Below are 25,186 nucleotides of genomic sequence, written 5' to 3'. Positions count from 1 at the left end.
TGCGGTCGATCAGTGCGGAGGCCTGGCAATTGCCGATCGGCCAAAGATCGAGCGAGCGCTCGCTTCCGGCCAGTATGGATTCGCCCGGAACCGATTGGCCCAAGATGGCTTGCTGTGGTGCTTGGATCGGTCTGCCCCTTTCGTTGCTCACGACAAGGGACGCCGAAAATATTATCCGGCGACCCCCTCGGCCAGATAATGCCTGACGGCGGCAACCTGTTCCAAAGAGAATGCGGCCAATGTCGCGCGCGGCGCCCCGACCAATATGCCGGCGCCGCCCAATTCGGCGGCGGCGGCGAAGCCTTCTTCATCGGTGACGTCGTCGCCGATGAAGACCGGTACGCCGCCCGCCATCGGCGCGGTTTGCATCAGCGCAATCAGCGCGCTGCCCTTGTCCGCGCCACCGGGGCGTAATTCATACAACATTTTGCCCCGTTGCAGCGCCAGCCCATGCTCATCCGCCAGGATATTCGCCAACCGACCCGCCTCCTCGCCCCATTGTGGCGCGCCACGGAAATGCAGGCCCACGCTGATGGATTTGCGTTCGACCAGAAGGCCCGGCTTGTCCTCGACAAAGGTGTTGAAGGCGGCCTCCACCGCATCGATCGCGGGCAGGCGGGGCGGGGCGTTCACCGCCGCGCCGGGCCGGGCGAACTCCAGCCCATGGGTGCCCGACAGCAGGAAATCGCCAAAGCCCAGTTCGCGCAGGGTCGCGATCGATCGGCCGCTGATGATCGCCAGCCGCCCCCCCAACTGATCGCGCAACCGGGCCAGCAGCAAGAGCAGGTCGTCGCCGACATCCACCGCGTCGGGCGTTTCGGCCAGCGGCGCCAGCGTTCCGTCGAAATCGAGGAACAGCGCCGCGCCGTCCAGCAACGTGGTGGGTGGAGCAGGAAGGGCGGACGGGGGGGCAAATGCGGATTCGGACACGGGCGCAAAGTGGCGTCCCTGCCCGAAACCGCAACCCCCGATTTGTCACCGCCGGTCGATTTTCCCGACTGCGGCTCAGTTACGGCATCGGCGCTCATGGACGGCCCAGGGGGAGGACCAATGAATTGTATGGAGAACCCGGAACGCCTGCATGATCCTGGCCAATAGCCGGTCGATGCCGTTGTTGATCTGCGCGCGGCCGTCAAGCCGCAGCCGGTCGTCATATTCGTCACGCATGATGCCGTCCTTTCCTGAAAGCGGGAGGTGGATCGAAAAAACCATCCGCGCCTTCGCCTCTGCCTGATTGACGCCAGTATCGCCAACAAAAGGCTGGACGCATTAGATAAGCTCAGCTTATTGATAAGCCTATGTCGATCCTGCCGCCCTTATCCGCCATCCGCGTGTTCGAGGCTGCGGCTCGCTTGGAAAATTTCACCGCCGCTGCCTACGAACTCGGCATGACGCAAGCCGCGGTCAGCTATCAGGTGAAGTTGTTGGAGGAGCGGCTGGGGCTCAGCCTGTTCCAGCGTATCGGGCGCAAGGTCGTACTGACCGACAAGGGGCGGGACATCGCGCCCATCCTGACCCGCGCCTTCGACCAGATGCGCCAGGGCTTTGTTGCCCTGACACAGGATCATTCTGCCGTGCTGACGATCAGTTGCACCAACAGCTTTGCGCATTTGTGGTTGGCGCCCAAGATCGGCGCCTTTCAGATGCGCCATCCGCACCTCGCCGTGCGCATTCAGGCGGAGGACAGCGTCGTCGATCTGGCTCGTGACGGCGTGGACTTGGCGATCCGTGGCGGGAAGGGGCAATGGCCGGGGTTGGAGGCGACGTTGCTGACCCACAACCGGCTTGTGCCGATGTGCAGTCCGGCCTGGCTGGACCGGCACGGTCCCATCGCCGATGCGCAGGCCCTTCATGCCCTGCCGCGCCTGTCGCCTGATGACATGTGGTGGCATGAATGGTTCGCCGCGATGGCGGTGGAGGCCGATCCCGCCGCCGGCCCGCCCGGCATCGCCCTAGATAGCCAGGTGATGGAGGGGCGCGCCGCGATCGGCGGGCAAGGCGTCGCCATCCTCAACCATTTCCTGTGGAAGATGGAGATCGAGTCCGGCCTGCTGGTCGAAGCCGTGCCCTCCTATGTCCGGGAAATCGCCAGCTATTGGGTGGTCTATCCGCCTCATGCCCGCAACACGCCCAAGGTGAAGGCCTTCCGCGACTGGATCGTGGCGGAATTTGCGACCGAGATCGCCGCCGATCCCGAAGGGCGATACTTGCCGCATTGATAGCCCATGCGTATATTCATGCGCACATGAGATGCAGGAGTCGATCATGACCAAGCATGAACGGATCGCCACGCGCAAGGCGACCAACCTTTCACTGGATGTTGATCTTGTGGCGGATGCCAAGGAACTGGGTATCAATCTGTCCCGTGCATGCGAAGATGCCTTGCGCAGGGAGATTGGATTGGAACGCGGACGGCGCTGGAAGAAAGACAATGCTGCTGGCATCGCCGCCTCCAATGCCTATGTCGAAAAACATGGGTTGCCGCTCGAAAAATACCGGCAATTCTAATGGCGCGCTTTTGCGTCCATCGCCTGCCCGATGGTGTCTACGTCCTGGACTGCCAAACCGACTTGCTGGACCATCTGACCACCCGTTTCGTGGTGCCGTTAGTCCCGCTCGACGATGTCGGAACGCCGATGGCGCGCCTCAATCCGCAATTTAATGTCGATGGGCATCGACTGGTTATGATGACGCAATTTTCCGGCGCGGTGCCTGCGCGGTCGCTGGGGAAGGTCGTGCTGTCGCTGCGGGATCAGGATTATGAGATATCCAAGGCCCTCGATATGCTGATCGCCGGCTTCTGACCAAATCCGTTTCCGTTTCGTGCCCGTCCTGCTATCCGACCTGCGATGACTGATTTTCGCGACCCGTTCGACGCCATCAAGGATCACCCGTTCGACGATGCGCTTTCGCAGCGCTATCTCGTCTATGCGTTGTCGACCATCACTGCCCGGTCGTTGCCGGACCTGCGCGATGGCCTGAAACCCGTGCATCGCCGCCTGCTCTGGGCGATGCGCCTGCTCAAGATGGAGCCGGGCGGCGCGTCGCCCGACATATTGGTCGCAAACCCTGCGCGGAACACCACCAGTTACAAGAAATGCGCCCGCGTCGTCGGCGACGTCATCGGCAAATATCACCCCCATGGCGACCAGTCGGTCTATGACGCCATGGTGCGGCTGGCGCAGGAATTCTCGCTGCGCACGCCGCTGGTCGACGGGCAGGGCAATTTCGGCAACATCGACGGCGATAACGCTGCGGCGATGCGCTACACCGAAGCGCGCCTGACACAGGCCGCCGCCGATCTGATGGCGGGCCTGGACGAAGGCACGGTCGATTATCGACCCACCTATAATGGCGAGGATGAGGAGCCGGAGGTCTTTCCCGGCCTGTTCCCCAATCTGCTCGCCAATGGCGCGACCGGCATCGCGGTCGGCATGGCGACCAGCATCCCGCCGCATAATGTCACCGAACTGATCGACGCGGCCGGCCTGCTGATCGACGATCCCGACACCGATCATGCCGCCTTGATGGCGGTGGTGAAGGGGCCGGATTTTCCGACCGGCGGTGTCCTGGTGGACAGCCCGTCGATCATCTCCGAAGCCTATGTCACCGGGCGCGGCGCTTTCCGCACGCGGGCGCGCTGGCACAAGGAAGAGGGGGGACGCGGCACGTGGATCGCGGTCGTCACCGAAATTCCCTATCAGGTGCAGAAATCCAAGCTGATCGAACAGATTGCGGCGCTCATCAACGATCGCAAGCTGCCGATCCTGGCGGATGTTCGGGACGAGAGCGACGCGGAAATCCGCATCGTCATCGAACCGCGCGCGCGCACCGTCGATCCGCAGATGCTGATGGACAGCCTGTTCCGGCTGACCGATCTGGAAAATCGTTTCCCGCTGAACCTCAACGTCCTCGACGCCACCCGGACGCCGCGCGTGCTGGGCCTGCGCCCGCTGCTGATCGAATGGCTCAAGCACCAGATCGACGTTCTGGTCCGCCGCGCCCGGCATCGGCTGGAAAAGATCGCCGGCCGGCTGGAACTGCTCGACGGCTATATCATCGCCTATCTCAACCTCGACCGGGTGATCGAGATCATCCGCACGGAGGATGAGCCGAAGGCGGTGATGATGGACGAATTCGCGCTCAACGATCGTCAGGTCGAGGCCATCCTGAACATGCGGCTGCGCTCTTTGCGCAAGCTGGAGGAGATGGAGCTGCGGCGCGAACATGCCGAACTGGTCAAGGAGAAGGAGGAACTGGAAAAGCTGGTCGAAAGCCCGGCCCGCCAGCGCACCCGCCTGAAGCGCGACCTCGCCGCGCTGCGCAAGCGCTACGGCCCCGAAACCGACCTTGGCCGCCGCCGCACCCTGGTCGAGGAAGCCGCCCCGGCGCGGGAAATCCCGCTGGAGGCGATGATAGAAAAGGAGCCGATCACGGTGATCTTGTCCGAACGCGGCTGGATCAGAGCGATGAGCGGCCATCGCGATCTCGCCGCCGCCGACACGCTGAAATTCAAGGAAGGCGACGGTCCGCAATATGCCTTCCATGCCTACACCACCGACAAGCTGCTGCTGGCGACCTCAACCGGCCGCATCTACACGCTGGCGTCGGACAAGCTGCCGGGTGGCCGCGGTTTTGGCGATCCGGTGCGTTCGTTGGTCGATATGGACAACGAAGGAGCGATCGTCGCCTTCATGCCGGCGCGTGCCGGCACGGATCTGCTTATGGCCTCATCAGACGGACGCGGCTTCGTCGCGGCAACGGCCGAATTGGTGGCGGAAACCCGCAAAGGCAAGCAGGTGGTCAACGTCCGCGCCGGCGCGAAGCTGAGCATAATCCGTCCGATCCCGGCGGAAGCGGATAGCGTCGCCGTTATCGGGGAAAACCGCAAATTGCTGGTGTTCGCGCTTAGTGAAATGCCGAAAATGACGCGCGGCCAGGGTGTGCAGATGCAGCGCTACCGCGACGGCGGCCTGTCCGACGCGATCGCCTTCCGCCTTTCCGACGGGCTTAGCTGGACCATGGGCGGCGAATCGGGCCGCACCCGGACGGAAAGCGACATGATGCCATGGAAGGTTGCGCGTGGCGCGGCCGGGCGAATGCCGCCGACGGGTTTCCCGCGCGATAATCGCTTCTGATTTCAGCGATTTCGCCGTTAGTCCAACTTTGTCCATTGCGGCGGTCAGCGTTTCCCGAAAATTTACTCCTTCTCGATACAGCGGGGGTATGGAATCGACGTCGGTGCGCAGTTTGCCGGTCAAAAAGGCCAGCGCCTCCCCCTTGGGGGGGGACGATGCCCCGCATCCTGAACACGCCATCGGCATGGCGCAATGGCTGGAGGCTCTCCCCCAGCTTGCAGCTGTATTCTCATTCGAAAACAATAGTCTAAACCTTATGCGCGGAAATGCGCGTTTTACGCAGGCTTCCAGGTTGCAAGCCGAACGAGGTGAAGCTGCCGCCAGCGTCGCCGCGGCATGGCGCGAGCGTGCCAGCAATTTTATCCGGTCTGGACGCGATTCGGACAGTTTCGAATTGCGTCGCGACGGCAAACTTGGGCCGGAATATTTCATGTGCACCATCGGTCGCCTGCCCGCGGCCGACGGTCGCCCCGAACATTATCTCTTCACCGCCACCGACCGGACCGGCGAACGGACGATCGAAAAAAATCTCCGTCGGGAACTGCTGTCGGATGGCTTGACCGCGCTGCCCAATCGCACGGGATTTGGTGAAGAGATTGACGATCGTCTGGCCAATACGGTCTGGCCTGACAAGGCCCAGTTCGGCATCATCGCGATCGATCTCAGTCGCTTCAGCCGAGTCAATGAATCCCTTGGTCCGATGGCGGGCGACGAACTGCTGATCACCGTCGCCAAGCGCCTGAAATCCAGCTTGCGCCAAGGCGACGTGCTGGCCCGTATCGGCGGCAATGATTTTGCTATCTTTGCACGCTTAAACAATGGCTTATCAGACGCTCTTCATATCGTTCAGAGGATCAAGGAGGCGCTCAGCTCGCCGATCCGCCTCAGCGATCTTCAAATCCGCGTCGATTGCGCAATCGGCTGCGCTCTCTCGCTCAATCTGGACGATGATCCCGACGATGTCGTTCGCAAGGCGCAGGCGGCGGTAAAGATCGCCAAACGCAGCGGCAAGGTCGAGATATACCGCAATGGCGTGCTCAAGGAGGCGCAGCGGCGATTTTCTATCGAAAGCCGTCTGCGCGAAGCATTGGCCCAAGGCGGGCTGACCCTCGCTTTTCAACCGCTCATCCATCTTCAAACTGGTGAGGTCACTGGCTTCGAGGCGCTCGCCCGCTGGCATGACGAGGAACTGGGTCATGTTCCCCCTGTCGAATTCATCGCGGTTGCGGAAGAAAGCGGCCTTATCACCCCGCTGGGTCGCTGGGCGGCCTATGAGGCGGCCCAGGCGCTGTCGCGCTGGGACGCGAAATTCGGCCAGCCGCTGCCCGTGGGCGTTAACGTCAATCTTTCCCCGATCCAGATGGCGCGCGACGACGTCGCTTCCATGTTCGAGGAGGCTTTGCGCTATGCTGGGATCGCCGGCCACCGATTGACCGCCGAACTCACCGAAAGCGCGATCATCGCCGATCCTGACAAGGCGCGGAAGCTGCTCGTCGCGCTGAAAGGTTTGCAGATGCCGATCGCGATGGACGACTTCGGCACCGGCTTCTCCAACCTCGCCAGCCTGCACAGCCTGCCGATCGACATATTGAAGATCGATCGCAGCTTCGTGTCCACGATGCTGGAGGATCATGACAAAGCGGTGATCGTCCGCACGATCCTGTCACTCGCTGAATCGCTCAATCTCAAGGTTACCGCCGAGGGGATCGAGACGCAGGCGTTGGCCCATGCGCTTCAGCAGATGGGCTGCTGGCAGGGGCAGGGCTATCATTTCGCCAAGCCGATGCCCGAAGCGGAAGCCTTCGACTATTGGCGCGCCCGCTGGAATTTCGAGACGATCTGATCCGCGATCCCCGCGACGCGGTTCGAATCGGGGAAATCTTCCGCCACCCATTGGTCCTGCACCGCACGCAACGCCTTGGCCACATCCGGGCCGGGCGTCAGGCCGCGCGCGATCAGCGCTCCGCCGCCGATCGGCAGAGCGGGCGGGGTCCAGTCCCGCAACTGTTCAAGCGTCGCGAGCGGCCTGTCAGAGTCGAGCAGCATCCGATCGGTTGCGCCTTCGACGCCGATCCGATGAGCGAGCGCGCGCGGGCGTTCGATCCCCGCCGCCTGCTCCAATGCCAAGACCAGCCGCTTGCGCGCCTTGTTCGACAGCTTCAACCGCGCACCCACCGAATCGGCCAGCGCCGCATCAGCCGGCAATAGCGCAGCCAGGCGCCGCAACGCGGACGCGCCGATCCCGGCCTCCGCCTCCCGCGCCATCAGCCGATCCATACGCGCGATCCCGGCCGCATCCACTTCCGGCAGCACCGTGCGCAATATGCCGCCCTCCACCATCAGGCTCAGCGCATGGATCGGCGAAGCGACACCCAGTAATTTCAACAATTCGTCCGCGATCCGCTCGCGTGACAGCGCCATCAGGCTGTTGGCTGCGGCGACGCACGCATCATAGGCGATACTGTCCAACTCGTTGTCGCCATAGCGCGCCAGGAAGCGGAAATAGCGCAGGATGCGCAGATGGTCTTCGGCGATCCGCGCCGATGCATCGCCGATGAAGCGCAGGCGCCGCGCCTCCAGATCTGCGATCCCGCCGAAATAATCGCTGATCGCGCCGGTCAACGGATCGGCGTAAAGGGCGTTGATCGTGAAATCCCGCCGCGCCGCATCCTCGCGCCAGTCGTCCGTATAGGCGATGGTGGCGCGCCGCCCGTCAGTGCTGACGTCGCGGCGCAGCGTGGTGATTTCGACCGGCCCGTCGGGCAGGACGGCGGTGATGGTGCCATGGTCGATCCCGGTCGGCACCGCCTTGATCCCCGCGCGCTTCAGCCGATCGACCACGTCCTGCGGGGCCAGCGTCGTGGCAATGTCCAGATCATTGACCGGCAGGCCCAGCAGCCCGTCGCGCACCGCGCCGCCGACGAAACGCGCCTTGCCCTCCGCCGCCTCCAGCGCGGTGAACAGGCCGTCCAGACCGGGACGATGGCGCCATTCGGCATCAGGCAGGTATATGGTCATGGCCCAGCCTGCGCGAGAGGTTGGCGAGAATGGCGGCGGTAATCCCCCAGATGCGGCGGCCTTCCCAATATATCTCGTAATAATGACGCTGCCTGCCCTCATATTCCATCGCATGACGCACCCGGCGCGCGGGATCGAGCGCGTAAGCGAGCGGCAGTTCGAACCAGTCGGCAACCTCGCTTTCCTGCGCGCGCAGCGGCAGGTCGGGCGGAATGACGCCCAGCACCGGGATAATGTCGAAGCCGGTAAAGGTGTGGTAGCGATCGGACGTCCCGATCACCTGCACCCGGTCGGGCGGCAACGCGATTTCCTCCTGCGCCTCGCGCAGCGCCCCGGCGATCTCGTCGGCGTCGCCCGCATCCACCCGGCCGCCCGGAAAGGCGATCTGGCCCGCATGTTTGCGCAGGCGCGACGATCGCTCGGTCAGGATCAGGCCGGGTTCCGCTCGGTCGGTGATCGCCACCAGCACGGCCGCAGGCGCCAGCGCAATCTCCCCGTCGATCCGCGGATCGCGCATATCGTCGGGCGCCAGATCTTCGCGCCTGTGCCCTTCTTCCAGCGCGGCGCGCAACCGCTGCGCCAGCGTCATGCCGCCCCGTCCAGCGGGAAGAAGGCGCCGTCGCTCCACAGGCCGATGCGCTCGGCGTCTTCCTCCAGCGCCAGGTTCATCAGCTCATAATAGACGCTGCGCGCCACCAGCGCCTCCATTCCGCCGCGCACATGCAGATAGGGATGCGGCCCATCCGGCGTCTCGCGCAGGCACAGCCCATGGTCCGGCCCGGCGGTCACGATGTCGCCATTTTTGATGCGGAAGGCGAGGGTGCGGCCCCGGCCTTCGCCTTCGCTCTTCAGTTCGACCGCAACGAAGGGCGCATCCTCGACCGCGATGTCCAGCTTCTCGACCGGCGTCACCAGCACATGGCTGCCGTCCGGCTCGCGCCGCAATATGGAGGAGAAGAGCCGCACCATCGTTTCCCGGCCGATCGGCGATCCCTGATGAAACCAGGTGCCGTCGCGCGCGATCCGCATCTCGCTGTCGCCGCAATGGTCGGGATTCCATTTCTCGACCGGTGGCAGGCGTTTTTCGGCAGCCAGCCGCGCGATATCGGCAAGCGAGAGGGTGGACAGGTCGGGCAGGGGCTCCATCGGCATGGGGCGGAGATAGGAGCCTCTCGCCCGAAGGCAAAGGGTAAATCAGGCCGCGACGGCGATTCTGGGACCGAGCATCCCGCTTCCGCCGACGGGACGACCATCGATCGACAGCGCCAGCAACCGGCGCGGCTCGAACGGGCCGGGCGCGTCCCAGCCTGCCGTGCCGTCCGCGACAAAGCCCCAGAAACGGCCATAATATTCGGGATCGCCGATCATCATCAGCGGCTCGCTGCCCTGCGCGCGCGCGGCGGCGACCACCGCGTCCATCATCGCCCGGCCATGACCGCCAAACTGATGCGCAGGATCGACCGCCACCGGCCCCACCATGATCAGCGGGATTTGCGCGCCATCCTCATCCGTCAGCGCCACGGGCCAGCTTTGCAGCGACCCGATCAGCGCGCCTTGGGCATCGACGGTGGCGAAGGAGAGGGCGGGCAACCAGGGCATACCGTCGCGGATGCGATAGGCCGTGCGTCCGTGCCGGTCGGCGCCGAACGCCGCGTCGAGCAGTTGCTCGATCGCCGCATCGGGCTGGCTGTCCAGGGGAACAATGTGAGACACGTCTTGCCGATCCGCCATCAATGGCGCATGGGGCAGCGCCGGAAGCGGGGCTTTAGCGCCCGCTTTGCAAAATGAAAGATTAAATTGGCCCGCCCGCACGGCACGGAACGGGTCTGAGTTGGCGAGTTATGCAGACTGGATTTGACGATTTTCTGACGCTGGAGGTCAACAACCTCCATGTCGACGTGCTGACCGGCATTTATTCGGAGGAGACGCATCTCCCCCAGCCGCTGCGCATCTCCATCCGCGCCCGCCTGCGAATCGCCGATCATTACGAGCCGGACACGGCGCTTGGCCAATCCAAAAACTATATGGACCTCAAGCACGCCGCCTCGACCGCGCTGCCCGAAGGCATGCACTTCACGCTGATCGAAGCGGTGGCAGACCATATCATCGACACCATCTTTCTACAGGACGACAAGGTCAGCCATGTCGAGGTGAAGATCGTGAAGCTCGCTTTGTCCGAACGCGGCGAGGAAATCGGCATCACCCTGGGCCGCGGCCGGAAGTAACGCGCCAACCGTCGCTCGTTTCGAGCCTGTCGAGAAACGGGAAGCGCTCCGTTACCTGCTTCTCGACTGGGTTCTAAGCGAACGACGTCAGCCTTTCTTGATCAGCCCGATCTCGATCAGCCGCTCGGTCAGATAATCATGCGCGCTGATCGGCGGATCGCGGCGTGGATTCTCCTCGTTCACGCATTGCGGCAGCGCGTCGATCATGAAATCGGGGCGCAGGTGCAGGAAGAAGGGCATGGAATAGCGCGAATGGCCGCGCCGCTCCGGCGGCGGGTTGACCACGCGGTGGCTGGTCGACGGCAGCAGATGGTTGGTCAGCCGTTGCAGCATGTCGCCGACATTGATCGCCAGCGCGCCGGGCGGTGGCACCACCGGCAGCCAGTTGCCGCCGCGATCCTTTAGCTCCAGCCCGCCTTCTTCCGCGCCGAGCAGCAGCGTGATGAGATTGATGTCTTCATGCGCCCCCGCGCGGATGCCCGGCGCCTGCGGCGACACTGGCGGATAATGGAGCAGCCGCAGGATCGAATTGCCATTGTCGATCGGCCCGTCGAACCAGCGTTCGGGCAGGCCGAGATAGAGCGCGATCGCCGACAGCAATTCCGCGCCGACCCGATCGAACTCGCGATAGAGCCTGGCGAAGACCGGCTCGAACGTCGGCATTTCATCGGGCCATATATTGGGCGGCATCGTAGCGGCCAGCGGATCGCCGTCGGGCAGGTCGCGGCCGACATGCCAGAATTCCTTCAGGTCGTTCTCGCTCGCGCCCTTCGCGATTTCGGTGCCGAACGCGGTATAGCCGCGCTGCCCGCCATTCCCCTTGGCGTTATAGCGCTGCTTCACATCCTCCGGCAGGGCGAAGAAGCGCCGCGCCAGCGCCCAGCCATCATCGACCAGCGCCGGGTCCATGCCATGGTCCTTCACCATGGCGAAGCCGAACTGCCGGAAGGATCGGCCGAACGCCGTGGCGAAATCCGCCTTGCTCATTTCCGCCATGGACAGGACAGGCACCTGATCCAGTACCGCTTGCGACACGTCTTATCTCCAAATATCATTTGTCGGGGTCATGCCCTGCATATGGGGCGGCCCGTGCGTGACGCCATCCTTGATCGCGCCGGGACGCTGTTGCAAGGAGTCAGGATGAACTATTGGCTGATGAAATCGGAACCCGATGTCTTTTCCTATGACGACCTCGTCAAAAAGGGAAAGGCCGAATGGGACGGCGTCCGCAACCATGCGGCGCAAGGCCATATGAAGGCGATGCGCAGGGGCGATCTGGCTTTTTTCTACCACAGCAATATCGGGCTTGAAGCGGTCGGCATCATGACGATCGTCGAAGAGGCCGCGCCCGACAGCACCGATGACAGCGGCAAGTGGATCGCCGTGCATGTGGCCCCACATCAAAAACTCGCCAAACCGGTGTCGCTCAAGGCGATGAAAGCCGATTCGGCGCTGTCCGACATGGTGATGCTGCGCCAAGCGCGGCTCTCCGTCGCGCCGCTGACCAAGGCGCAATTCGATCATATCGTCGCAATGTCAAAGGCTTGATCCGCGCGCTCTGGCGTGATTGCACTTGATGCAACTGGAACGGCACTTTTTGCGATTGTGGCTCTGCCGCGCCGCAACATAGAAGCGCCCTCAACAAAACAAGAAAAACAAGAGGTGTTTGATCGGCATTCACAAGGAGTTTACCCATGCGAATGCTGTCGAAGTTCATTGTCACCGGCGCCTTGAGCGCCATCGTCGCCATTGCCGCTCCCGCCCAGGCTGAAGAAGCCGGCAAGCAGCGCTTCACCCACGAGGGCTATACCTACGTGTATAAGGTGAAGGACACCAAGGCCGGCAAGGTCATTTCCGGCCGTCGCTTCCCCGATGCCGTCGCGTTCAACCTGGCCGTCAAGAATGGCAAGGTTTCGGGTGTGTCGGGTGGTCAGCCGGTCGCCTTCAAGGTTGAAGAGGCGCGCGGCGCCGCCGCGGAATAAGCCGTCAGGCTGGCAAAAAGTTAGGGACGGCATCCGACGGGATGCCGTCCCTTTTTTGTTCATTCGCAGCAGTCGAAGCCGGCGGCTATTGCAATCGCCGCCGGCACGCCGGCTCAACGGCAGCGACGCTTGCTGTCGATTTCCTTGCCCAGCAGGGCGCCGCCGGCAGCGCCGAGAATCGTGCCGGTCGCACGGTCGCCGCGGGTATCGATCGCCCGGCCGACCAGCGCGCCACCCACGCCGCCGACGATCAGGCCGGTGGTGCCGTTCGACTTGCGGCAATAGGTCCGGCCGTCGCGACCGCGCCATTCCTTGTACCGATAATGTTTACGCGCCTGCGCGCCGTCGGTCGGCACCGCCATGGACATGGGAATGGCCAGCGAAACGGCGGCCAGGGCGAGTAGAGCTTTACGCATGAGTATCTCCTCCGATAGCGTGATTTGTCGCTTGAACCCGTTGACCTTGATCGAGGTTGCATGAACGTCAGGCAACAAACTAAGCAACTGTTTCCGGGGCAATAAATTTTGAGGTAAACGGATGCGAGCGGACGACGAGCGGGATGGACGGGCGCTGATCGAACGGCTCGGCCTTGCCGCGCATCCCGAAGGCGGGTGGTATCGGGAGACATGGCGCGCCGAATCTGGCCTTGGGCAGCGCGCTGGCGGCACCACGATATTGTTTCTGCTGGAGGCGCATGAGCGCTCACACTGGCACCGTGTCGATGCCGATGAACATTGGTTCTGGCACGCCGGCGCACCTTTGATCCTCTCGATCGCACCGCCTGGTGGCCCGGCCTGCGATCTGCTGCTGGGGCCGGACATATTTGATGGCCAGATGCCGCAAGGCTGGGTGCCGGCCCATCATTGGCAGGCATCGACGCCGCACGGCGGATGGACGCTGGTCAGTTGCACCGTCACGCCAGGCTTTGATTTTGCCGGCTTTTCCCTCGCGGCGCCGGACTGGTCGCCGCCGGGCTGACACTTATCCACAGCTTTGCGATCCGTTCCGTCACAAATCCTTCCGATTTCGCTTGGAGCGACTCGCCGATGGTGAGACGATCCAGTTATCGAAACGGCGGAGACGGAGCGATCCAGATCCAAAATCACCGAGAAATCAGTGATTTGCACCTTATCGATAGTTCGCTAGCAGGCAATGTTCGCAAGGACGGCGCCGGGCAGGCGGACGGGATGTTTGGGACCATTGCCGGGTACGCGCGAAAGTGAACGTCGGGCATCGGAAGCAAGCAGCCAGCATCGGAAAGGCGGCCCTTGGCCTAGAATCCGAAGCACAGCCTGTATGGCCATCTTCGCCCGAAGATGACGTTCAGGATACGCCGGGCCGATGATCGCATCCTGCAAGGGACGCGGATCGCATGACCCGACGGAAGTGGGGACCGGCAGCAATGCCGGCCCCCATTTTGCGTTTGGGCGGCGGCAACGGCTTGATGGTCCGCAACGATTTTAAAATGGTGCCGGCTACAGGATTCGAACCCGTGGCCCCCTGATTACAAATCAGGTGCTCTACCAACTGAGCTAAGCCGGCGTGCCTTTCGGACGCACGCCCTTACTATCAGATGACGCCGAACGTCCAGCCCTCAGTGCGCGCAATCTGCGCCGTCAGCATCGCGGGCTTCCACATGGCCGGTTCAGCTGCGGCCCGGCGCATCCAGGCAGCGGTGACGATCGCGTCCGCGCCATGATCGTCGGGCATCGGGCCGTCATGCGCGGCCGATCCCAACGCCGCCAGGGCCTCGTTCAGCGCAGCCGCATCGCGCATCTTGCTGCGCCCCTTGGGCCGCCCCGCCGCGCGCGCGGCGATGCTGGTATAGATTTCCACCACCGCCGATCCTGCGTCAGGCAGCGGATCGAACGGCCACACGGGCAGCTTGCCGCGCAGGTGATGCAGCATCCGCATCCCGGCAAAGCTGGCCTTGGCCACCTGCGCCGCGCCGATCGCGTCATAGACGGTCGATGGCTTGCCTCCGCCGCCCGCCTTGTACCGCGCCTCGCAGACACGATTATGCATGAAAGCGGCCTTCACCCCATCCGCCTTGCCGAAATAGAAATGGCGGCGATGCGCGACTTCCAGCAGGCTCGCCGCGCCCAGGTCCGCATCCTCGCAGATCGCATCGACATAGGCCCAGAAACCGGGGCCGTCTTCCGGCACCCGATCGCCCGGCAGATAGCCGCCCCGCGCGACGAAGGGCGGCGCGAAGCTGAAATCGAAGCCGAACAGGGTAGGGGCCTGCCGCCCGGCCCCGACCAGCCAGTCGGCCACCGCCTGCCGCGACCAGATACCGCCCGGCGCCGCCACCAGCCGCGGCACGGCATCGCCCGCCTCGCACAGCGCCACTGCAATCCCCTTGTGCCGCGCGCCCTTGGCGCCCGACCAGTCGATCGCGGCGAACCGCCCGAACCGCGTCACCCGCTCGCGCGCTCCGCCCGCAACCGGTCCCAATGGGCGATGCGCTCGGCGATCCGCGCCTCGAACCCACGATCGGTCGGCGCATAGAAAATCTGCGGCGTCACCTCGTCCGGCCAGTAATTGGCCCCGGAAAAGCCATCCGCCGCGTCATGGTCATATTGATAGCCCTTGCCGTAACCGACCTGCTTCATCAGCTTGGTGGGTGCGTTGACGATGTTCATCGGCGGCATCAGTGACCCGGTATCGCGCGCCGATTTGAACGACGCCTTCATCGCCGCATAGGCTGCGTTCGACTTGGGCGCGGTCGCGCAATAGAGGCACGCCTGGACGATCGCCAATTCGCCTTCGGGCGATCCCAGGAAATCATAGGCGTCCTTGGCGGCGAGGCACTGCACCACGGCCTGCGGATCGGCGAGGCCGATATCTTCGGTGGCGAAGCGCACCAGCCGGCGCAGCACATAAAGCGGCTCTTCCCCCGCCGTCAGCATTCGCGCCAGATAATAGAGCGCCGCCTGCGGGTCCGACCCGCGCAGCGACTTATGCAGCGCGGAGATGAGATTATAATGCCCCTCCCGGTCCTTGTCATACACCGCGACCCGGCGGTGGAGCAGGGCGGACAGGCCGGCCGGATCGAGCGGTTCGGGGATGTCGATCGCATAGAGCGTCTCGACCTGGTTGAGCAAAAACCGCCCGTCGCCATCCGCGCTCGCCACCAGCGCCTCGCGCGCGGCGGCGTCGATCGGCACCGGCCGCCCCGTCAGCGCCTCGGCCCGGTCGAGCAACTGCTCCAGCGCGGCCGCGTCCAGCCGCCGCAGGATCAGCACCTGCGCCCGCGACAGCAGGGCCGCGTTCAGCTCGAAACTCGGATTTTCGGTCGTCGCCCCGACCAAAGTCACCGTCCCATCCTCGACGAAGGGCAGGAAACCATCCTGTTGCGCCCGGTTGAAGCGATGGATCTCGTCCACGAACAATAATGTCTTCTCGCCGCGCCGGGCATGGTCCCTGGCGCTCGCGAACAGCTTCTTGAGGTCGGCCACGCCCGAAAATACCGCCGATATCGGGGCAAAGCGCATCCCCACCGCATCGGCCAGCAGCCGCGCCGTCGTCGTCTTGCCGGTGCCGGGCGGCCCCCATAATATGATCGACGACAGCCGCCCGGCCGCCACCATCCGGCCGATCGCGCCGTCCGGCCCTGTCAGATGCTCCTGCCCCACCACATCGGCCAGCGTGCGCGGGCGCAGCCGATCGGCGAGGGGGGCGGTGTCCGCCGGTCCATCAGCAGGAAGATCATCGGGAGCGAAAAGGTCGGCCATCGCTACCGATATAGGGTGTGGCGCAGATTATGGAACCGGGCTGGATCGCGGCGCCAGCCCCTGGGCGCGCTGGCGGATGACGCGCAGATAGGTGTCGACCAGCGCCTGGTTGACCTGGTCCCATCCATTGCGCTCCGCCCGCTGCTGCGCCGCTGCGCCCGCGGCCTGCCGCGCGCCGTCATCGATGCAATAGGCTTGCAGCGCATCGGCGAAGGCGCCAATCGCGCCGGGGCGGATCAACCGCCCGGTGACGCCGTCCGTGACCAGGCTCTCGCTGCCGGTGGCCCGCGCCGCGACGGTGGGGAGGCCGCACGCCATCGCCTCCAGCGTGACATTGCCGAACGTCTCGGTCACCGACGGGTTGAACAGCATGTCCATGCTGGCGACTGCACGGCCCAGGTCCGCCCCCTTCTGGAAGCCGGTAAAGACCGCGTCTGGCAGCCGGTTCTGGAACCATTCGCGCGCCGGGCCTTCGCCCACCACCAGCACCTTGTGCTGCACCTGCCGGGCGGCGAGCTGGTCGATTGCGTCGGAAAAGACGTCCAGCCCCTTTTCCATCACCAGCCGGCCGATGAAGCCAATGGCGGCCGCGTCGTCGGCGATGCCCAGCGACCGCCGCCAGTCCAGGTCGCGGCGGCCGGGATGGAAAATCTCCCGGTCGATGCCGCGTGTCCAGATGCCGACATCATAGTTCATCCGCTGATCGCGCAGCAGTTGCGCCATCGATTCGGATGGCGCGACGATCGCGTCGCAGCGGCGATAGAAGCGGCGCAGGATCGATTCGATCAGCGGCTCCAGAAAGGCCAGCCCATAATAGCGCGGATAGGTTTCGAACCGCGTATGCACTGACGCCACGGTCGGCAGCCCGCGCGCGCGCGCCCAACTCAATGCCCGATGGCCCAGCGGATCTGGGCTGGACAGATGCACGATATTGGGCGCGAACGCCTTGAGATCGCGGCGCACCTGCGCCGACATGCGATGGGGCACCCGATATTCCTTGCGCCCCGGCACCGGGAAGGACGGCGTGCTGACCAGGTCGCCGGCCGGTGCGAAAGCGGGGGTCGCCGTCGTTGGTGAATAGACCCGCACAGCCGCCCCCTGCCGCAGCAGATAGGTCACGAAGCGGTTGAGCGCCTGGTTCGCGCCATCGCGCACATAATTATAATTGCCGCTGAACAGGGCGACGCGCAGGCCGGTAGCATCCATCGCCGCCCCTTAGACTATAAAGGGCTGCCGCGAAACAGCGGACAATCGACGGAATATCGCCGTTGCAGGATAATTTACGCTGCTGCAAAGATGTGATGGAACCAGTCAAGTCACTGGGAATTATGCCGATTGTTCGTGATGAAACCGGCCGGCGCAGGATGCGCCCAGTAAAGGAGAGGATGCCCATGACCGAGACTTTCCGAAAAGGATCGCGGGTCAAGTGGAACTGGGGACTGGGCGTCGGCCGGGGGCGCATTGCGGAACGGTTCGACCGCCATGTCGAGCGCACCATCGACGGGTCGCTGATCCGCCGCAACGGCTCGCCGCGCGATCCCGCCTATCTCATTCGGGCCGACAGCGGCGGCGAAGTGCTCAAGCTGCGTTCGGAACTGAGCGACAGCTAACGCCTTTCCCCCTCAACCGGCCATCGCGCCTGGCCTGCGATCATGGCATGAGGGTCGACATGACGACGCCCTTCATGACCATCGACGCGCTGCTGGTCGGCACGCCAGCGCCCTTTCGTAACGGCGATTACAGCGCCATCGCCAAACGACCGGTTACCGGCCCCGTCCGTGTCACATGGGACGGGTTCGAACATGACGCGGTGGCCGACCCCATCCATCATGGCGGCTGGGACAAGGCGATCCATCTCTACCCGCAGGATCATTATGGCTGGTGGCGGGACCGCAAGCCCGACCAGCCGCTGCTTGATGCGCCCGGCGCATTCGGCGAAAATATCGCCTCGCGCGGGATGACGGAGGCGGATATTTTCCTGGGCGATCGTTTCTCGCTGGGCAGCGCGGTGGTGGAGGTCAGCCATGGCCGCCAGCCTTGCTGGAAGCTCGATCATCGCTTCGGCGCGCGCGACGTTATGGCGACGATCGTCAAAACCGCCCGCAGCGGTCTGTATTTCCGCGTCATCCGGCAGGGGGAGGCGGCATCCGGCACGCGCATGGAATTGCTCGAACGCCCCTTGCCCGGCTGGAGCATCGCGCGGATATTCCAATTATTGATCGCCGGCGGCCACCGAAACGAGCCCGACGCCGTCCGCGCGCTGGCGAACATGCCGCTGCTGGCGGAAGCCTGGCGGGAGAGAGCGCGCAAACTGGCGGCGTAGGAATGCTGACATTGCGCCTGTATGGCCTGCCATAGCGCTGGCGTCGGGCGTGGCGCCTGCCTATAACTGGTCCATGGCATCGACCCCCAAGAACAAAGCATCCGCCCCCCCTCGCGCCCCGGTGCGCACCAAGGTCCGGCCCGCCGGCTTCCCGACCCGCGACGCGGTGATGGACTTCATCACCAGTTCCGACCAACCCGCCGGCAAGCGCGAGATCGCCAAGGCGTTCGGCCTCAAGGGGCAGGAAAAGATCGCGCTCAAGGCGTTGCTCAAGGATATGGCCGATGAAGGGTTGATCGACCTTGGCCCCGCTCGCGCCTTCCACAAGATGGGCGGCGTGCCCAAGGTCACGGTGCTGCGCATCGTCGATGTCGATGACACGACCCTGATCGCCACCCCCGAACGGTGGGAAGCCGAAGGCCAGCCCGCGCCCCGCCTGCGCGTGCTGGAACGCGGCAAACGCGGCGCCTTGACCATCGACGACCGCATCCTCGCCCGCTCCGAGGAAGCCGGGCGCGGCTATGTCGCGCACGTCATGAAGAAGCTCGCCAAGGCCAGCGAGGAATTGCTGGGCGTGGTGGAGGTGATGGCCGACGGCAAGCTGTGGCTCCGCCCGGTCGACAAGCGCATCCGCAAGGATACGCCGATCAGCGACGTCGGCAACGCCAAGCCCGGCGACCTGGTGCTGGCCGAACCCCATGGCCGCCCGCCGCGCATCGCCGCCCGCGTCACCGACATTCTCGGCGACCCCTTCGCCCCGCGCAGCTTCAGCCTGATCGCGATCCACAAGCATGGCATCCCCCATGTCTTCCCGGAGCGGGTGGAGGAGGAAGCGATCACCGCCTCCGCCCTGCCATTGCATGAGGACAAGCGCGAGGATCTGCGCCATCTGCCGATCGTGGCGATCGATCCGTCGGACGCTCGCGACCATGACGATGCGGTATGGGCGATCCCGGATGACGATGACGCCAATGCCGGCGGCTATAAGGCGATCGTGGCCATCGCCGATGTCAGCTATTATGTCCGGCCCGGCAGCGCGCTGGACAAGGAAGCGCGCAAGCGCGGCAACAGCGTCTATTTTCCCGACCAGGTCGTGCCGATGCTCCCCCACGACCTGTCGTCCGACATGTGTTCGCTGCGTGCCGGGCAGGACCGGGCGGCGATGGCCTGCCATCTCACCATCAATGCGAACGGAAAGGTCACCGCCTGGCGCTTTACCCGCGCCGTGATCCGTGTCGCGGCGGTGCTGGCCTATGAAGATGCGCAGGCCGCGATCGACGGCGCGGAAGACGACGCAACGCCGACGCCTTCGCGCAAACAAGCGGATGCGCTTCTGGACGTTGCCCTCCAGCCGCTCTGGGCCTGCTGGTCGTTGCTGCGCAAGGCGCGGGACGCACGCGATCCGCTGGCGCTCGACCTGCCCGAACGCCGCGTGGTGCTGGACGAGCATGGCAAGATCGTCAGCGTCGCGGTGCGCGAACGGCTCGACGCCCATATGCTGATCGAGGATTATATGATCGCGGCGAACGTCGCGGCGGCCAAGGCGCTGGAGGCGAAGAAGGCCCCCGTCATGTACCGCGTGCATGAAGCGCCGGGCCGCGAAAAACTGGTCGCGCTCAAAGACTATCTCGCCACCTTCGACATGGATTTCGCGCTTGGTCAGGTCATCCGCCCATCGACCTTCAACGCGCTGATCCGCAAAATCGCGGAGTCGGAGGAGAAGGAGCAGATCATGGTCCAGATCCTGCGCAGCCAGACCCAGGCTTATTACAGCCCGCAAAATATGGGCCATTTCGGCCTCGCGCTGGGCAGCTACGCCCATTTTACCTCGCCCATCCGCCGCTATGCGGACCTGCTGGTCCATCGCGCCCTGGTCGGCGCCTACAGCCTGGAACTGCCCGCGCAAAAGGGCGAGACGATCCCGGATCGCACCGCGCTCAGCCAGGACGATTACGAGAATATGGGCCGGGTCGGCGAACTCATCTCCGGCCATGAACGCCGCGCGATGGAGGCGGAGCGTGAGACCGTCGATCGCTATGTTGCTGCCTTCCTGTCCGCCCATGTCGGCGAAATCGTCAAGGCGCGCATCACCGGGGTCCAGAATTTCGGCTTCTTCGCCACGGTCGACGGGCTGGGCGGCGACGGACTGGTGCCGGTGTCCACCATGGGCGCCGAACATTTCTTTTATGACGAAGCGGGCAAGGCCTTGCAGGGCGTCGAAAGCGGCGATCGCTACACGGTCGGCCAGCGGCTGGAACTGCGATTGGCGGAAGCCGATCCGATCAACGGCTCGCTACGCTTTGAACTGCCCGACAATCCCGCGCCCCGCAGCGGCCCGATGAAGCGTGATCGCACCCGGCCCGGCGCCCACCGCGGTCGCCCGATCAATATCCGCCACCAGGGCGCAAAGCGCGGCAAGCATAAGCGGTAAAACGTCGACGGAAAATCAACTCAGCCGGTCGATCGCCTCGCTGTCCAGTCCGCCTGGAATGATCATGAGCGGGCAGGGCAGCTTGCCTGCATCCGCGCCTGCAAAATGCGTCACCAGCTTGCCAGGATTCCCGCTGGCGGCAGCGCCCAGCACCAGCGCCGCGACATCGTCCATTTCCTCCAGCGTGCCGCGCACGACAGCGACCGCCTCACCCTGTCTCACGGTAATGCTGGGACGGATGCCTGATTCATTGGTCAGCGTGCCGGCCGCGCTCGTCACCAGCGCCTCGGCGCGTTGCAGCGCTTCGTCTTCCATCGTGGCTTGGACGCCGCCCCACTGCACGAACTCGGCCGGGGGGATTAACGCCAGGATGCGGACCGCGCCGCCGGTCTTGGCTGCGCGCCGCGCGGCGAAGCGCAAGGCGGTTTCCGCCTCAGGCGATTCGTCCACAACAACCAGATATGTCCGCACTTCTTATCGCCCCTGCATGTAATTTATGGCGTGAGTAGTCGGTCAAAGCGCCCGACTAACCATAATGGTGAAATGTGGGGGATAAAAGCCCCTCTGACAAGGCGTCGCTTGACCGATCCGGCGAATGGGTGAAAACGGGCATCAAAATGACCAAAGCCGTAAAGCCAAGAAGAGGCCCGAAAGCATGAGTAAGACGATCCAGATGCCCGCATTGTCCCCGACCATGGAGGAAGGGACGCTGGCCAAATGGCTGGTCAAGGAGGGCGACACGGTATCGTCCGGCGATCTGCTGGCGGAGATCGAAACCGACAAGGCGACGATGGAATTCGAAGCGGTCGATGAAGGCGTGATCGCCAAGATACTGATCGCCGAAGGGGCCGAAGGCGTGAAGGTCGGCACCGTCATCGCCATCATCGCCGAAGAGGGTGAAGACGCCGCGACCGTCGCCGCTGGCGGCGCCAAGGCGGACGCCGCTCCCGCGCCCAAGGCGGACCCTGTCCCCGCCAAGGCAGACACCGCATCGGCTCCCAAGGCGGATACCGCGCCCAAGGCGGCGGCCGCGGCGGCCAAGCCTTCGGTCGCATCGGACGACCGCGTGAAGGTCAGCCCGTTGGCGCGCCGCCTGGCGGAAGAGAAGGGCATCGATCTGGCCAGCATCACTGGATCGGGCACTAACGGCCGCATCGTCAAGGCGGATATCGAAGGTGCCCAGCCCGGTGCAGTCGCGCCGAGCGCTGCCCCCGCGCCTGCTGCCGCGGCTCCTGCGCCCGCCCCGGTCGCTGCCGCCGCGCAGGATTTCGGCATCCCGCACGAAGTCGTCAAGCTCAGCGGTATGCGCAAGACGATCGCGCGCCGCCTGACCGAATCCAAGCAGCAGGTGCCGCACATCTACCTGACCGTCGATATTCAGCTCGACAAGCTGCTCAAACTGCGCGGCGAACTCAATGCTGGTCTGGAAAGCCGCAAGGTCAAGCTGTCGGTCAACGACCTGCTCATCAAGGCGCTGGGCGTCGCTCTGGAGCAGGTGCCTGAGTGCAACGTGCAGTTCGCCGGCGACCAGATGCTCCAGTTCAAGCGTGCCGACGTTAGCGTGGCCGTGTCGATCCCCGGTGGCCTCATTACCCCGATCATCACGGACGCGGGCGGCAAGGGCGTCGCCGCCATTTCCAACGCGATGAAGGATCTGGCCAGCCGCGCCAAGGACGGCAAACTGAAGCCCGAAGAATATCAGGGCGGCACCGCGTCGCTGTCCAACATGGGCATGTTCGGCATCAAGCAGTTCGAAGCCGTCATTAACCCGCCCCAGGCCATGATCATGGCGATCGGCGCGGGTGAAAAGCGTCCGTATATCGTCGATGACTCGCTTCAGATTGCGACCGTCATGTCGGCGACCGGCAGCTTCGACCATCGCGCGATCGACGGCGCCGATGGCGCACGCCTGATGAAGGCCTTCAAGGAACTGGTCGAAAACCCGATCGGTATGCTGGCCTGATGGCCTATGTCGACGAAACCCCGCCGGATATCAGTCCGGCGGTGCGTGTCATCGCCATGCCGACCGATACCAATCCCTATGGGGATATTTTCGGCGGCTGGTTGATGAGTCTGATGGATTCGGCGGCGGGTTCCGTCGCCGCCCGGCACAGCCATGGTCGCGCCGTGACGATCGCGGTGGAAGGGATGACCTTCCTGCGTCCCGTCGTGGTCGGGGATGAGGTGTCGGTATTCGCCACGCTCAAATCCGTCGGGCGTACGTCGATGAAAATCTATGTCGAAGCCTGGCGGCGCGCCCGGCATGACGACCGGTCCTACCGCGTGACCCACGCGACCTTCAGCTTCGTGGCGATCGGTGAGGATCGCCAGCCCCGTTCCGTGCCGCCCCTGCCGGGCGTGTGACTTTATCAAGACAATAAGCGAGACTGACAATGGCTGAGAATTACGATGTCATCGTTCTGGGCTCCGGCCCCGGCGGCTATGTCGCCGCCATCCGCAGCGCCCAATTGGGGCTCAAGACCGCGATCGTCGAGCGCGAAAATCTGGGCGGCATTTGCCTCAACTGGGGCTGCATCCCGACCAAGGCGCTGCTGCGGTCTGCCGAAATCTTTCATTATATGCAGCATGCCAAGGATTATGGCCTGGCGGCGGACAATATCACGGCCGACATCGAAGCGGTGGTGAAGCGCTCGCGCGGCGTCGCTAAGCAACTTAATCAGGGCGTCACGCATCTGATGAAGAAGAACAAGATCGCCGTTCATATGGGCGACGGCAAGCTGCTGGGCAAAGGCAAGCTGTCCGTCACCAAGGACGGCAAGACCGAAGAACTGACCGCCAAGAACATCATTGTCGCCACCGGCGCCCGCGCCCGCGACCTGCCCTTCGCCAAGGCGGACGGCAAGCGTGTGTGGACCTATCGCCATGCCATGACCCCGGCGGAAATGCCGACCAAGCTGCTCGTCATCGGGTCGGGCGCGATCGGCATCGAATTTGCCAGCTTCTATAACGACATGGGCGCGGACGTGACCGTGGTCGAAATGATGGACCGGATCGTTCCCGTCGAGGATGCCGATGTCTCCGCCTTTCTCGAAAAGGCGCTCAAGAAGCAGGGCATGACCATCATGACCGGCGCGGGCGTCGAGACGCTGGAAGTCGGCGCGAACGGCGTGAAGGCCGCGATCAAGGGCAAGGACGGCAAGGTGGTCCATGGCGATTACAGCCATGTCATCGTTGCTGTCGGCATCGTCCCCAACACCGAGAATATCGGCCTGGAGGAATTGGGCATCAAGGCCGAGCGCGGCCATATCGTCACCGACCCCACCTGCAAGACCAATGTCGATGGCATTTGGGCGATCGGCGATGTCACCGCGCCGCCATGGCTGGCCCACAAGGCCAGCCATGAAGGCGTGATCGTGGCCGAAGCCATCGCCGGCAAACATCCCCATGCCATGGACGTGCGCAACATTCCGGGCTGCACCTACTGCCACCCTCAAATCGCCAGCGTCGGCCTGACCGAAGCCAAGGCGAAGGAAGCTGGTTACGAGGTGAAGGTCGGCATGTTCCCCTTCATCGGCAATGGCAAGGCGATCGCGCTGGGCGAGGCGGAAGGCTTCACCAAGACCATATTCGACGCCAAGACCGGCGAATTGCTGGGCGCGCATATGATCGGCGCGGAAGTTACCGAGATGATCCAGGGCTATACCATCGGCAAGACCCTTGAGACGACCGAGGCGGAACTGATGCACACCGTGTTCCCGCATCCGACCATTTCGGAATCGATGCATGAAAGCGTGCTGGCGGCTTATGGCCGTGCGCTCCATATCTGATCGGCGCATAGCGATGCTGAAAGGCGCGGGGGCTTTAGCTCTCGCGCTTTTTTGCGTGCTGCTGATCGCGCTGGCGCAAAGGGCAGGGTGGCTCGACGGTGTGAATGTCGGGCTGATGACCGCGGCCGGCCAGGCGCGGGAAACGGCGACAGGCGGCCCGGTCACCATGGTCATGCGGCTGGCATCGGCGGTCGGCGGAACGGCAGGGCGTATGGCGTTGCTGGCTGTGGCGCTGCTGCCATTGTTATGGTTCGGGCGGTGGCGCGCGGCGCAATGGCTGGCCTTGACGATCGCCGGCGGGACGCTGCTCAACCTTGGCCTGAAACAGATTTTCGCCGCGCCGCGGCCCGACCTGCTTCCCCATCTCGACATCGTCCACACCTATAGTTTTCCCAGCGGCCATGCGGCAGGAAACATGATGTTCTTCGGCGCTATCGCGATGCTGGCGGGGTCGCGCGCCGGTTATGGCGTCGCTGCTGCCATCATCGCGATGATCGGCGTCAGCCGCGTCTGGCTCGGCGTCCATTGGCCCAGCGATGTTACC

The 25,186-nt window shown here is 64.1% G+C and carries 27 protein-coding genes, 1 tRNA gene and 1 pseudogene; 16 read left to right on the top strand and 13 right to left on the bottom strand.

Annotated features, from left to right (window positions below; all coding sequences use genetic code 11):
• Window positions 1-171: 171 nt before the first annotated feature.
• Both otsB and sphantq_RS18470 read right to left on the bottom strand, forming a co-directional pair.
• Window positions 172-930 (bottom strand): trehalose-phosphatase, encoded by a 759-nt coding sequence (gene otsB, locus sphantq_RS18475; protein ID WP_272799201.1) that lies wholly within the window; start codon window positions 928-930, stop codon window positions 172-174.
• Window positions 931-1,005: 75 nt separating this feature from the next.
• Window positions 1,006-1,167: a hypothetical protein gene (locus tag sphantq_RS18470; RefSeq protein WP_165363577.1), complete on the bottom strand. Its 162-nt coding sequence runs from the start codon at window positions 1,165-1,167 to the stop codon at window positions 1,006-1,008.
• 131 nt (window positions 1,168-1,298) lie between these two features.
• Here sphantq_RS18470 and sphantq_RS18465 point away from each other — a divergent pair, with 131 nt between their 5' ends.
• From sphantq_RS18465 to sphantq_RS18445, 5 genes are all read left to right on the top strand, one after another.
• Complete coding sequence (locus tag sphantq_RS18465) at window positions 1,299-2,219, top strand: LysR substrate-binding domain-containing protein (protein WP_272799200.1); 921 nt, start codon at window positions 1,299-1,301, stop codon at window positions 2,217-2,219.
• 46 nt (window positions 2,220-2,265) lie between these two features.
• The gene (locus sphantq_RS18460; RefSeq protein WP_066605220.1) at window positions 2,266-2,508 is read left to right on the top strand and encodes a type II toxin-antitoxin system CcdA family antitoxin; all 243 of its coding nucleotides are present in this window, start codon (window positions 2,266-2,268) and stop codon (window positions 2,506-2,508) included.
• Window positions 2,508-2,804 carry a CcdB family protein gene (locus sphantq_RS18455; protein WP_066601725.1) on the top strand — a complete coding sequence of 99 codons (297 nt, stop codon included), beginning with the start codon at window positions 2,508-2,510 and terminating at the stop codon, window positions 2,802-2,804. Before sphantq_RS18460 ends, sphantq_RS18455 begins: the two co-directional genes overlap by 1 nt.
• A gap of 45 nt (window positions 2,805-2,849) precedes the next feature.
• The gene (parC, locus tag sphantq_RS18450; RefSeq protein WP_272799199.1) at window positions 2,850-5,138 is read left to right on the top strand and encodes a DNA topoisomerase IV subunit A; all 2,289 of its coding nucleotides are present in this window, start codon (window positions 2,850-2,852) and stop codon (window positions 5,136-5,138) included.
• 88 nt (window positions 5,139-5,226) lie between these two features.
• Window positions 5,227-6,981 carry a putative bifunctional diguanylate cyclase/phosphodiesterase gene (locus sphantq_RS18445; RefSeq protein WP_066601729.1) on the top strand — a complete coding sequence of 585 codons (1,755 nt, stop codon included), beginning with the start codon at window positions 5,227-5,229 and terminating at the stop codon, window positions 6,979-6,981.
• Here the strand turns inward: sphantq_RS18445 and sphantq_RS18440 are convergent.
• From sphantq_RS18440 to sphantq_RS18425, 4 genes are read right to left on the bottom strand one after another with little or no spacing between them, the layout of a single operon-like run.
• A complete protein-coding gene (locus tag sphantq_RS18440) occupies window positions 6,945-8,156 on the bottom strand; it encodes a CCA tRNA nucleotidyltransferase (RefSeq protein WP_272799198.1) in 1,212 nt (403 codons plus the stop codon). The genes sphantq_RS18445 and sphantq_RS18440 overlap by 37 nt on opposite strands.
• A complete protein-coding gene (locus sphantq_RS18435; protein ID WP_066601733.1) occupies window positions 8,137-8,745 on the bottom strand; it encodes a CoA pyrophosphatase in 609 nt (202 codons plus the stop codon). Before sphantq_RS18435 ends, sphantq_RS18440 begins: the two co-directional genes overlap by 20 nt.
• Window positions 8,742-9,308, bottom strand: coding sequence for a DUF1285 domain-containing protein (locus sphantq_RS18430; RefSeq protein ID WP_066601736.1), 567 nt, complete (start codon window positions 9,306-9,308; stop codon window positions 8,742-8,744). The genes sphantq_RS18435 and sphantq_RS18430 overlap by 4 nt, the downstream gene beginning before the upstream one ends.
• 42 nt (window positions 9,309-9,350) lie before the next feature.
• Window positions 9,351-9,887 carry a GNAT family N-acetyltransferase gene (locus sphantq_RS18425; RefSeq protein ID WP_201785482.1) on the bottom strand — a complete coding sequence of 179 codons (537 nt, stop codon included), beginning with the start codon at window positions 9,885-9,887 and terminating at the stop codon, window positions 9,351-9,353.
• A 110-nt stretch (window positions 9,888-9,997) separates the two neighbouring features.
• Between sphantq_RS18425 and sphantq_RS18420 the strand changes: the two genes are divergently transcribed.
• A complete protein-coding gene (locus sphantq_RS18420; RefSeq protein ID WP_066601738.1) occupies window positions 9,998-10,381 on the top strand; it encodes a dihydroneopterin aldolase in 384 nt (127 codons plus the stop codon).
• 87 nt (window positions 10,382-10,468) lie between these two features.
• On the opposite strand, the gene sphantq_RS18415 is transcribed toward sphantq_RS18420, so the two are convergent.
• Window positions 10,469-11,416, bottom strand: coding sequence for an isopenicillin N synthase family dioxygenase (locus tag sphantq_RS18415; protein WP_272799197.1), 948 nt, complete (start codon window positions 11,414-11,416; stop codon window positions 10,469-10,471).
• 105 nt (window positions 11,417-11,521) lie between these two features.
• Here sphantq_RS18415 and sphantq_RS18410 point away from each other — a divergent pair, with 105 nt between their 5' ends.
• On the top strand, window positions 11,522-11,929 hold the full coding sequence (locus sphantq_RS18410) for an EVE domain-containing protein (protein ID WP_272800262.1): 408 nt from the start codon (window positions 11,522-11,524) through the stop codon (window positions 11,927-11,929).
• A gap of 152 nt (window positions 11,930-12,081) precedes the next feature.
• Window positions 12,082-12,363: a hypothetical protein gene (locus tag sphantq_RS18405; RefSeq protein ID WP_066601742.1), complete on the top strand. Its 282-nt coding sequence runs from the start codon at window positions 12,082-12,084 to the stop codon at window positions 12,361-12,363.
• A 113-nt stretch (window positions 12,364-12,476) separates the two neighbouring features.
• On the opposite strand, the gene sphantq_RS18400 is transcribed toward sphantq_RS18405, so the two are convergent.
• A complete protein-coding gene (locus sphantq_RS18400; protein ID WP_066605227.1) occupies window positions 12,477-12,779 on the bottom strand; it encodes a glycine zipper 2TM domain-containing protein in 303 nt (100 codons plus the stop codon).
• A gap of 121 nt (window positions 12,780-12,900) precedes the next feature.
• Here sphantq_RS18400 and sphantq_RS18395 point away from each other — a divergent pair, with 121 nt between their 5' ends.
• Window positions 12,901-13,341: a cupin domain-containing protein gene (locus sphantq_RS18395; protein WP_272799196.1), complete on the top strand. Its 441-nt coding sequence runs from the start codon at window positions 12,901-12,903 to the stop codon at window positions 13,339-13,341.
• A gap of 488 nt (window positions 13,342-13,829) precedes the next feature.
• Here sphantq_RS18395 and sphantq_RS18390 read toward each other — a convergent pair.
• The 4 genes from sphantq_RS18390 to sphantq_RS18375 all read right to left on the bottom strand — a co-directional run bounded on the left by sphantq_RS18390 (window position 13,830) and on the right by sphantq_RS18375 (window position 17,306).
• Window positions 13,830-13,905: transfer RNA gene (locus sphantq_RS18390), tRNA-Thr, on the bottom strand.
• A gap of 27 nt (window positions 13,906-13,932) precedes the next feature.
• On the bottom strand, window positions 13,933-14,787 hold the full coding sequence (locus sphantq_RS18385; RefSeq protein WP_242495970.1) for a hypothetical protein: 855 nt from the start codon (window positions 14,785-14,787) through the stop codon (window positions 13,933-13,935).
• On the bottom strand, window positions 14,784-16,100 hold the full coding sequence (locus sphantq_RS18380; RefSeq protein ID WP_272799195.1) for a replication-associated recombination protein A: 1,317 nt from the start codon (window positions 16,098-16,100) through the stop codon (window positions 14,784-14,786). Before sphantq_RS18380 ends, sphantq_RS18385 begins: the two co-directional genes overlap by 4 nt.
• 27 nt (window positions 16,101-16,127) lie before the next feature.
• Window positions 16,128-17,306, bottom strand: coding sequence for a glycosyltransferase family 4 protein (locus sphantq_RS18375; protein ID WP_272799194.1), 1,179 nt, complete (start codon window positions 17,304-17,306; stop codon window positions 16,128-16,130).
• A 185-nt stretch (window positions 17,307-17,491) separates the two neighbouring features.
• On the opposite strand from sphantq_RS18375, the gene sphantq_RS18370 reads away from it, so the two are divergent.
• The 3 genes from sphantq_RS18370 (at window position 17,492) to rnr (ending at window position 20,854) form a co-directional block, all read left to right on the top strand.
• The gene (locus sphantq_RS18370; protein ID WP_272799193.1) at window positions 17,492-17,710 is read left to right on the top strand and encodes a DUF2945 domain-containing protein; all 219 of its coding nucleotides are present in this window, start codon (window positions 17,492-17,494) and stop codon (window positions 17,708-17,710) included.
• Between the two features lie 59 nt (window positions 17,711-17,769).
• Window positions 17,770-18,423 (top strand): MOSC domain-containing protein, encoded by a 654-nt coding sequence (locus sphantq_RS18365; protein WP_066605228.1) that lies wholly within the window; start codon window positions 17,770-17,772, stop codon window positions 18,421-18,423.
• 73 nt (window positions 18,424-18,496) lie between these two features.
• On the top strand, window positions 18,497-20,854 hold the full coding sequence (gene rnr, locus sphantq_RS18360) for a ribonuclease R (protein ID WP_272800261.1): 2,358 nt from the start codon (window positions 18,497-18,499) through the stop codon (window positions 20,852-20,854).
• A 15-nt stretch (window positions 20,855-20,869) separates the two neighbouring features.
• On the opposite strand, the gene sphantq_RS18355 is transcribed toward rnr, so the two are convergent.
• A complete protein-coding gene (locus tag sphantq_RS18355; protein ID WP_066601754.1) occupies window positions 20,870-21,325 on the bottom strand; it encodes a universal stress protein in 456 nt (151 codons plus the stop codon).
• Between the two features lie 184 nt (window positions 21,326-21,509).
• Between sphantq_RS18355 and sphantq_RS18350 the strand changes: the two genes are divergently transcribed.
• The 4 genes and pseudogenes from sphantq_RS18350 to sphantq_RS18335 all read left to right on the top strand — a co-directional run.
• Window positions 21,510-22,817 carry a pyruvate dehydrogenase complex dihydrolipoamide acetyltransferase gene (locus sphantq_RS18350; RefSeq protein WP_066605231.1) on the top strand — a complete coding sequence of 436 codons (1,308 nt, stop codon included), beginning with the start codon at window positions 21,510-21,512 and terminating at the stop codon, window positions 22,815-22,817.
• Window positions 22,817-23,218, top strand: coding sequence for an acyl-CoA thioesterase (locus sphantq_RS18345; protein ID WP_066601756.1), 402 nt, complete (start codon window positions 22,817-22,819; stop codon window positions 23,216-23,218). Before sphantq_RS18350 ends, sphantq_RS18345 begins: the two co-directional genes overlap by 1 nt.
• 29 nt (window positions 23,219-23,247) lie before the next feature.
• The gene (lpdA, locus tag sphantq_RS18340; RefSeq protein ID WP_272799192.1) at window positions 23,248-24,642 is read left to right on the top strand and encodes a dihydrolipoyl dehydrogenase; all 1,395 of its coding nucleotides are present in this window, start codon (window positions 23,248-23,250) and stop codon (window positions 24,640-24,642) included.
• Window positions 24,599-25,186: pseudogene (locus sphantq_RS18335) on the top strand (phosphatase PAP2 family protein); the annotation flags it as partial. The gene lpdA and the pseudogene sphantq_RS18335, both read left to right, overlap by 44 nt.

The organism is Sphingobium sp. AntQ-1, from assembly GCF_028538045.1.
GTDB lineage: Bacteria > Pseudomonadota > Alphaproteobacteria > Sphingomonadales > Sphingomonadaceae > Sphingobium > Sphingobium cupriresistens.
This window is presented reverse-complemented; position numbering and strand designations above follow the sequence as displayed.

Coding starts and splice junctions, on each gene's coding strand:
- sphantq_RS18365 (WP_066605228.1), top strand. CDS start 17,770: ATGACGACGCCCTTCATGACCATCGACGCGCTGCTGGTCGGCACGCCA.
- sphantq_RS18440 (WP_272799198.1), bottom strand. CDS start 8,156: ATGACCATATACCTGCCTGATGCCGAATGGCGCCATCGTCCCGGTCTG.
- sphantq_RS18405 (WP_066601742.1), top strand. CDS start 12,082: ATGCTGTCGAAGTTCATTGTCACCGGCGCCTTGAGCGCCATCGTCGCC.
- sphantq_RS18395 (WP_272799196.1), top strand. CDS start 12,901: ATGCGAGCGGACGACGAGCGGGATGGACGGGCGCTGATCGAACGGCTC.
- sphantq_RS18350 (WP_066605231.1), top strand. CDS start 21,510: ATGAGTAAGACGATCCAGATGCCCGCATTGTCCCCGACCATGGAGGAA.
- sphantq_RS18375 (WP_272799194.1), bottom strand. CDS start 17,306: ATGGATGCTACCGGCCTGCGCGTCGCCCTGTTCAGCGGCAATTATAAT.
- rnr (WP_272800261.1), top strand. CDS start 18,497: ATGGCATCGACCCCCAAGAACAAAGCATCCGCCCCCCCTCGCGCCCCG.
- lpdA (WP_272799192.1), top strand. CDS start 23,248: ATGGCTGAGAATTACGATGTCATCGTTCTGGGCTCCGGCCCCGGCGGC.
- sphantq_RS18435 (WP_066601733.1), bottom strand. CDS start 8,745: ATGACGCTGGCGCAGCGGTTGCGCGCCGCGCTGGAAGAAGGGCACAGG.
- sphantq_RS18380 (WP_272799195.1), bottom strand. CDS start 16,100: ATGGCCGACCTTTTCGCTCCCGATGATCTTCCTGCTGATGGACCGGCG.
- sphantq_RS18430 (WP_066601736.1), bottom strand. CDS start 9,308: ATGCCGATGGAGCCCCTGCCCGACCTGTCCACCCTCTCGCTTGCCGAT.
- sphantq_RS18420 (WP_066601738.1), top strand. CDS start 9,998: ATGCAGACTGGATTTGACGATTTTCTGACGCTGGAGGTCAACAACCTC.
- sphantq_RS18465 (WP_272799200.1), top strand. CDS start 1,299: ATGTCGATCCTGCCGCCCTTATCCGCCATCCGCGTGTTCGAGGCTGCG.
- sphantq_RS18345 (WP_066601756.1), top strand. CDS start 22,817: ATGGCCTATGTCGACGAAACCCCGCCGGATATCAGTCCGGCGGTGCGT.
- parC (WP_272799199.1), top strand. CDS start 2,850: ATGACTGATTTTCGCGACCCGTTCGACGCCATCAAGGATCACCCGTTC.
- sphantq_RS18410 (WP_272800262.1), top strand. CDS start 11,522: ATGAACTATTGGCTGATGAAATCGGAACCCGATGTCTTTTCCTATGAC.
- sphantq_RS18445 (WP_066601729.1), top strand. CDS start 5,227: ATGGAATCGACGTCGGTGCGCAGTTTGCCGGTCAAAAAGGCCAGCGCC.
- sphantq_RS18455 (WP_066601725.1), top strand. CDS start 2,508: ATGGCGCGCTTTTGCGTCCATCGCCTGCCCGATGGTGTCTACGTCCTG.
- sphantq_RS18400 (WP_066605227.1), bottom strand. CDS start 12,779: ATGCGTAAAGCTCTACTCGCCCTGGCCGCCGTTTCGCTGGCCATTCCC.
- sphantq_RS18370 (WP_272799193.1), top strand. CDS start 17,492: ATGACCGAGACTTTCCGAAAAGGATCGCGGGTCAAGTGGAACTGGGGA.
- sphantq_RS18425 (WP_201785482.1), bottom strand. CDS start 9,887: ATGGCGGATCGGCAAGACGTGTCTCACATTGTTCCCCTGGACAGCCAG.
- sphantq_RS18460 (WP_066605220.1), top strand. CDS start 2,266: ATGACCAAGCATGAACGGATCGCCACGCGCAAGGCGACCAACCTTTCA.
- sphantq_RS18470 (WP_165363577.1), bottom strand. CDS start 1,167: ATGCGTGACGAATATGACGACCGGCTGCGGCTTGACGGCCGCGCGCAG.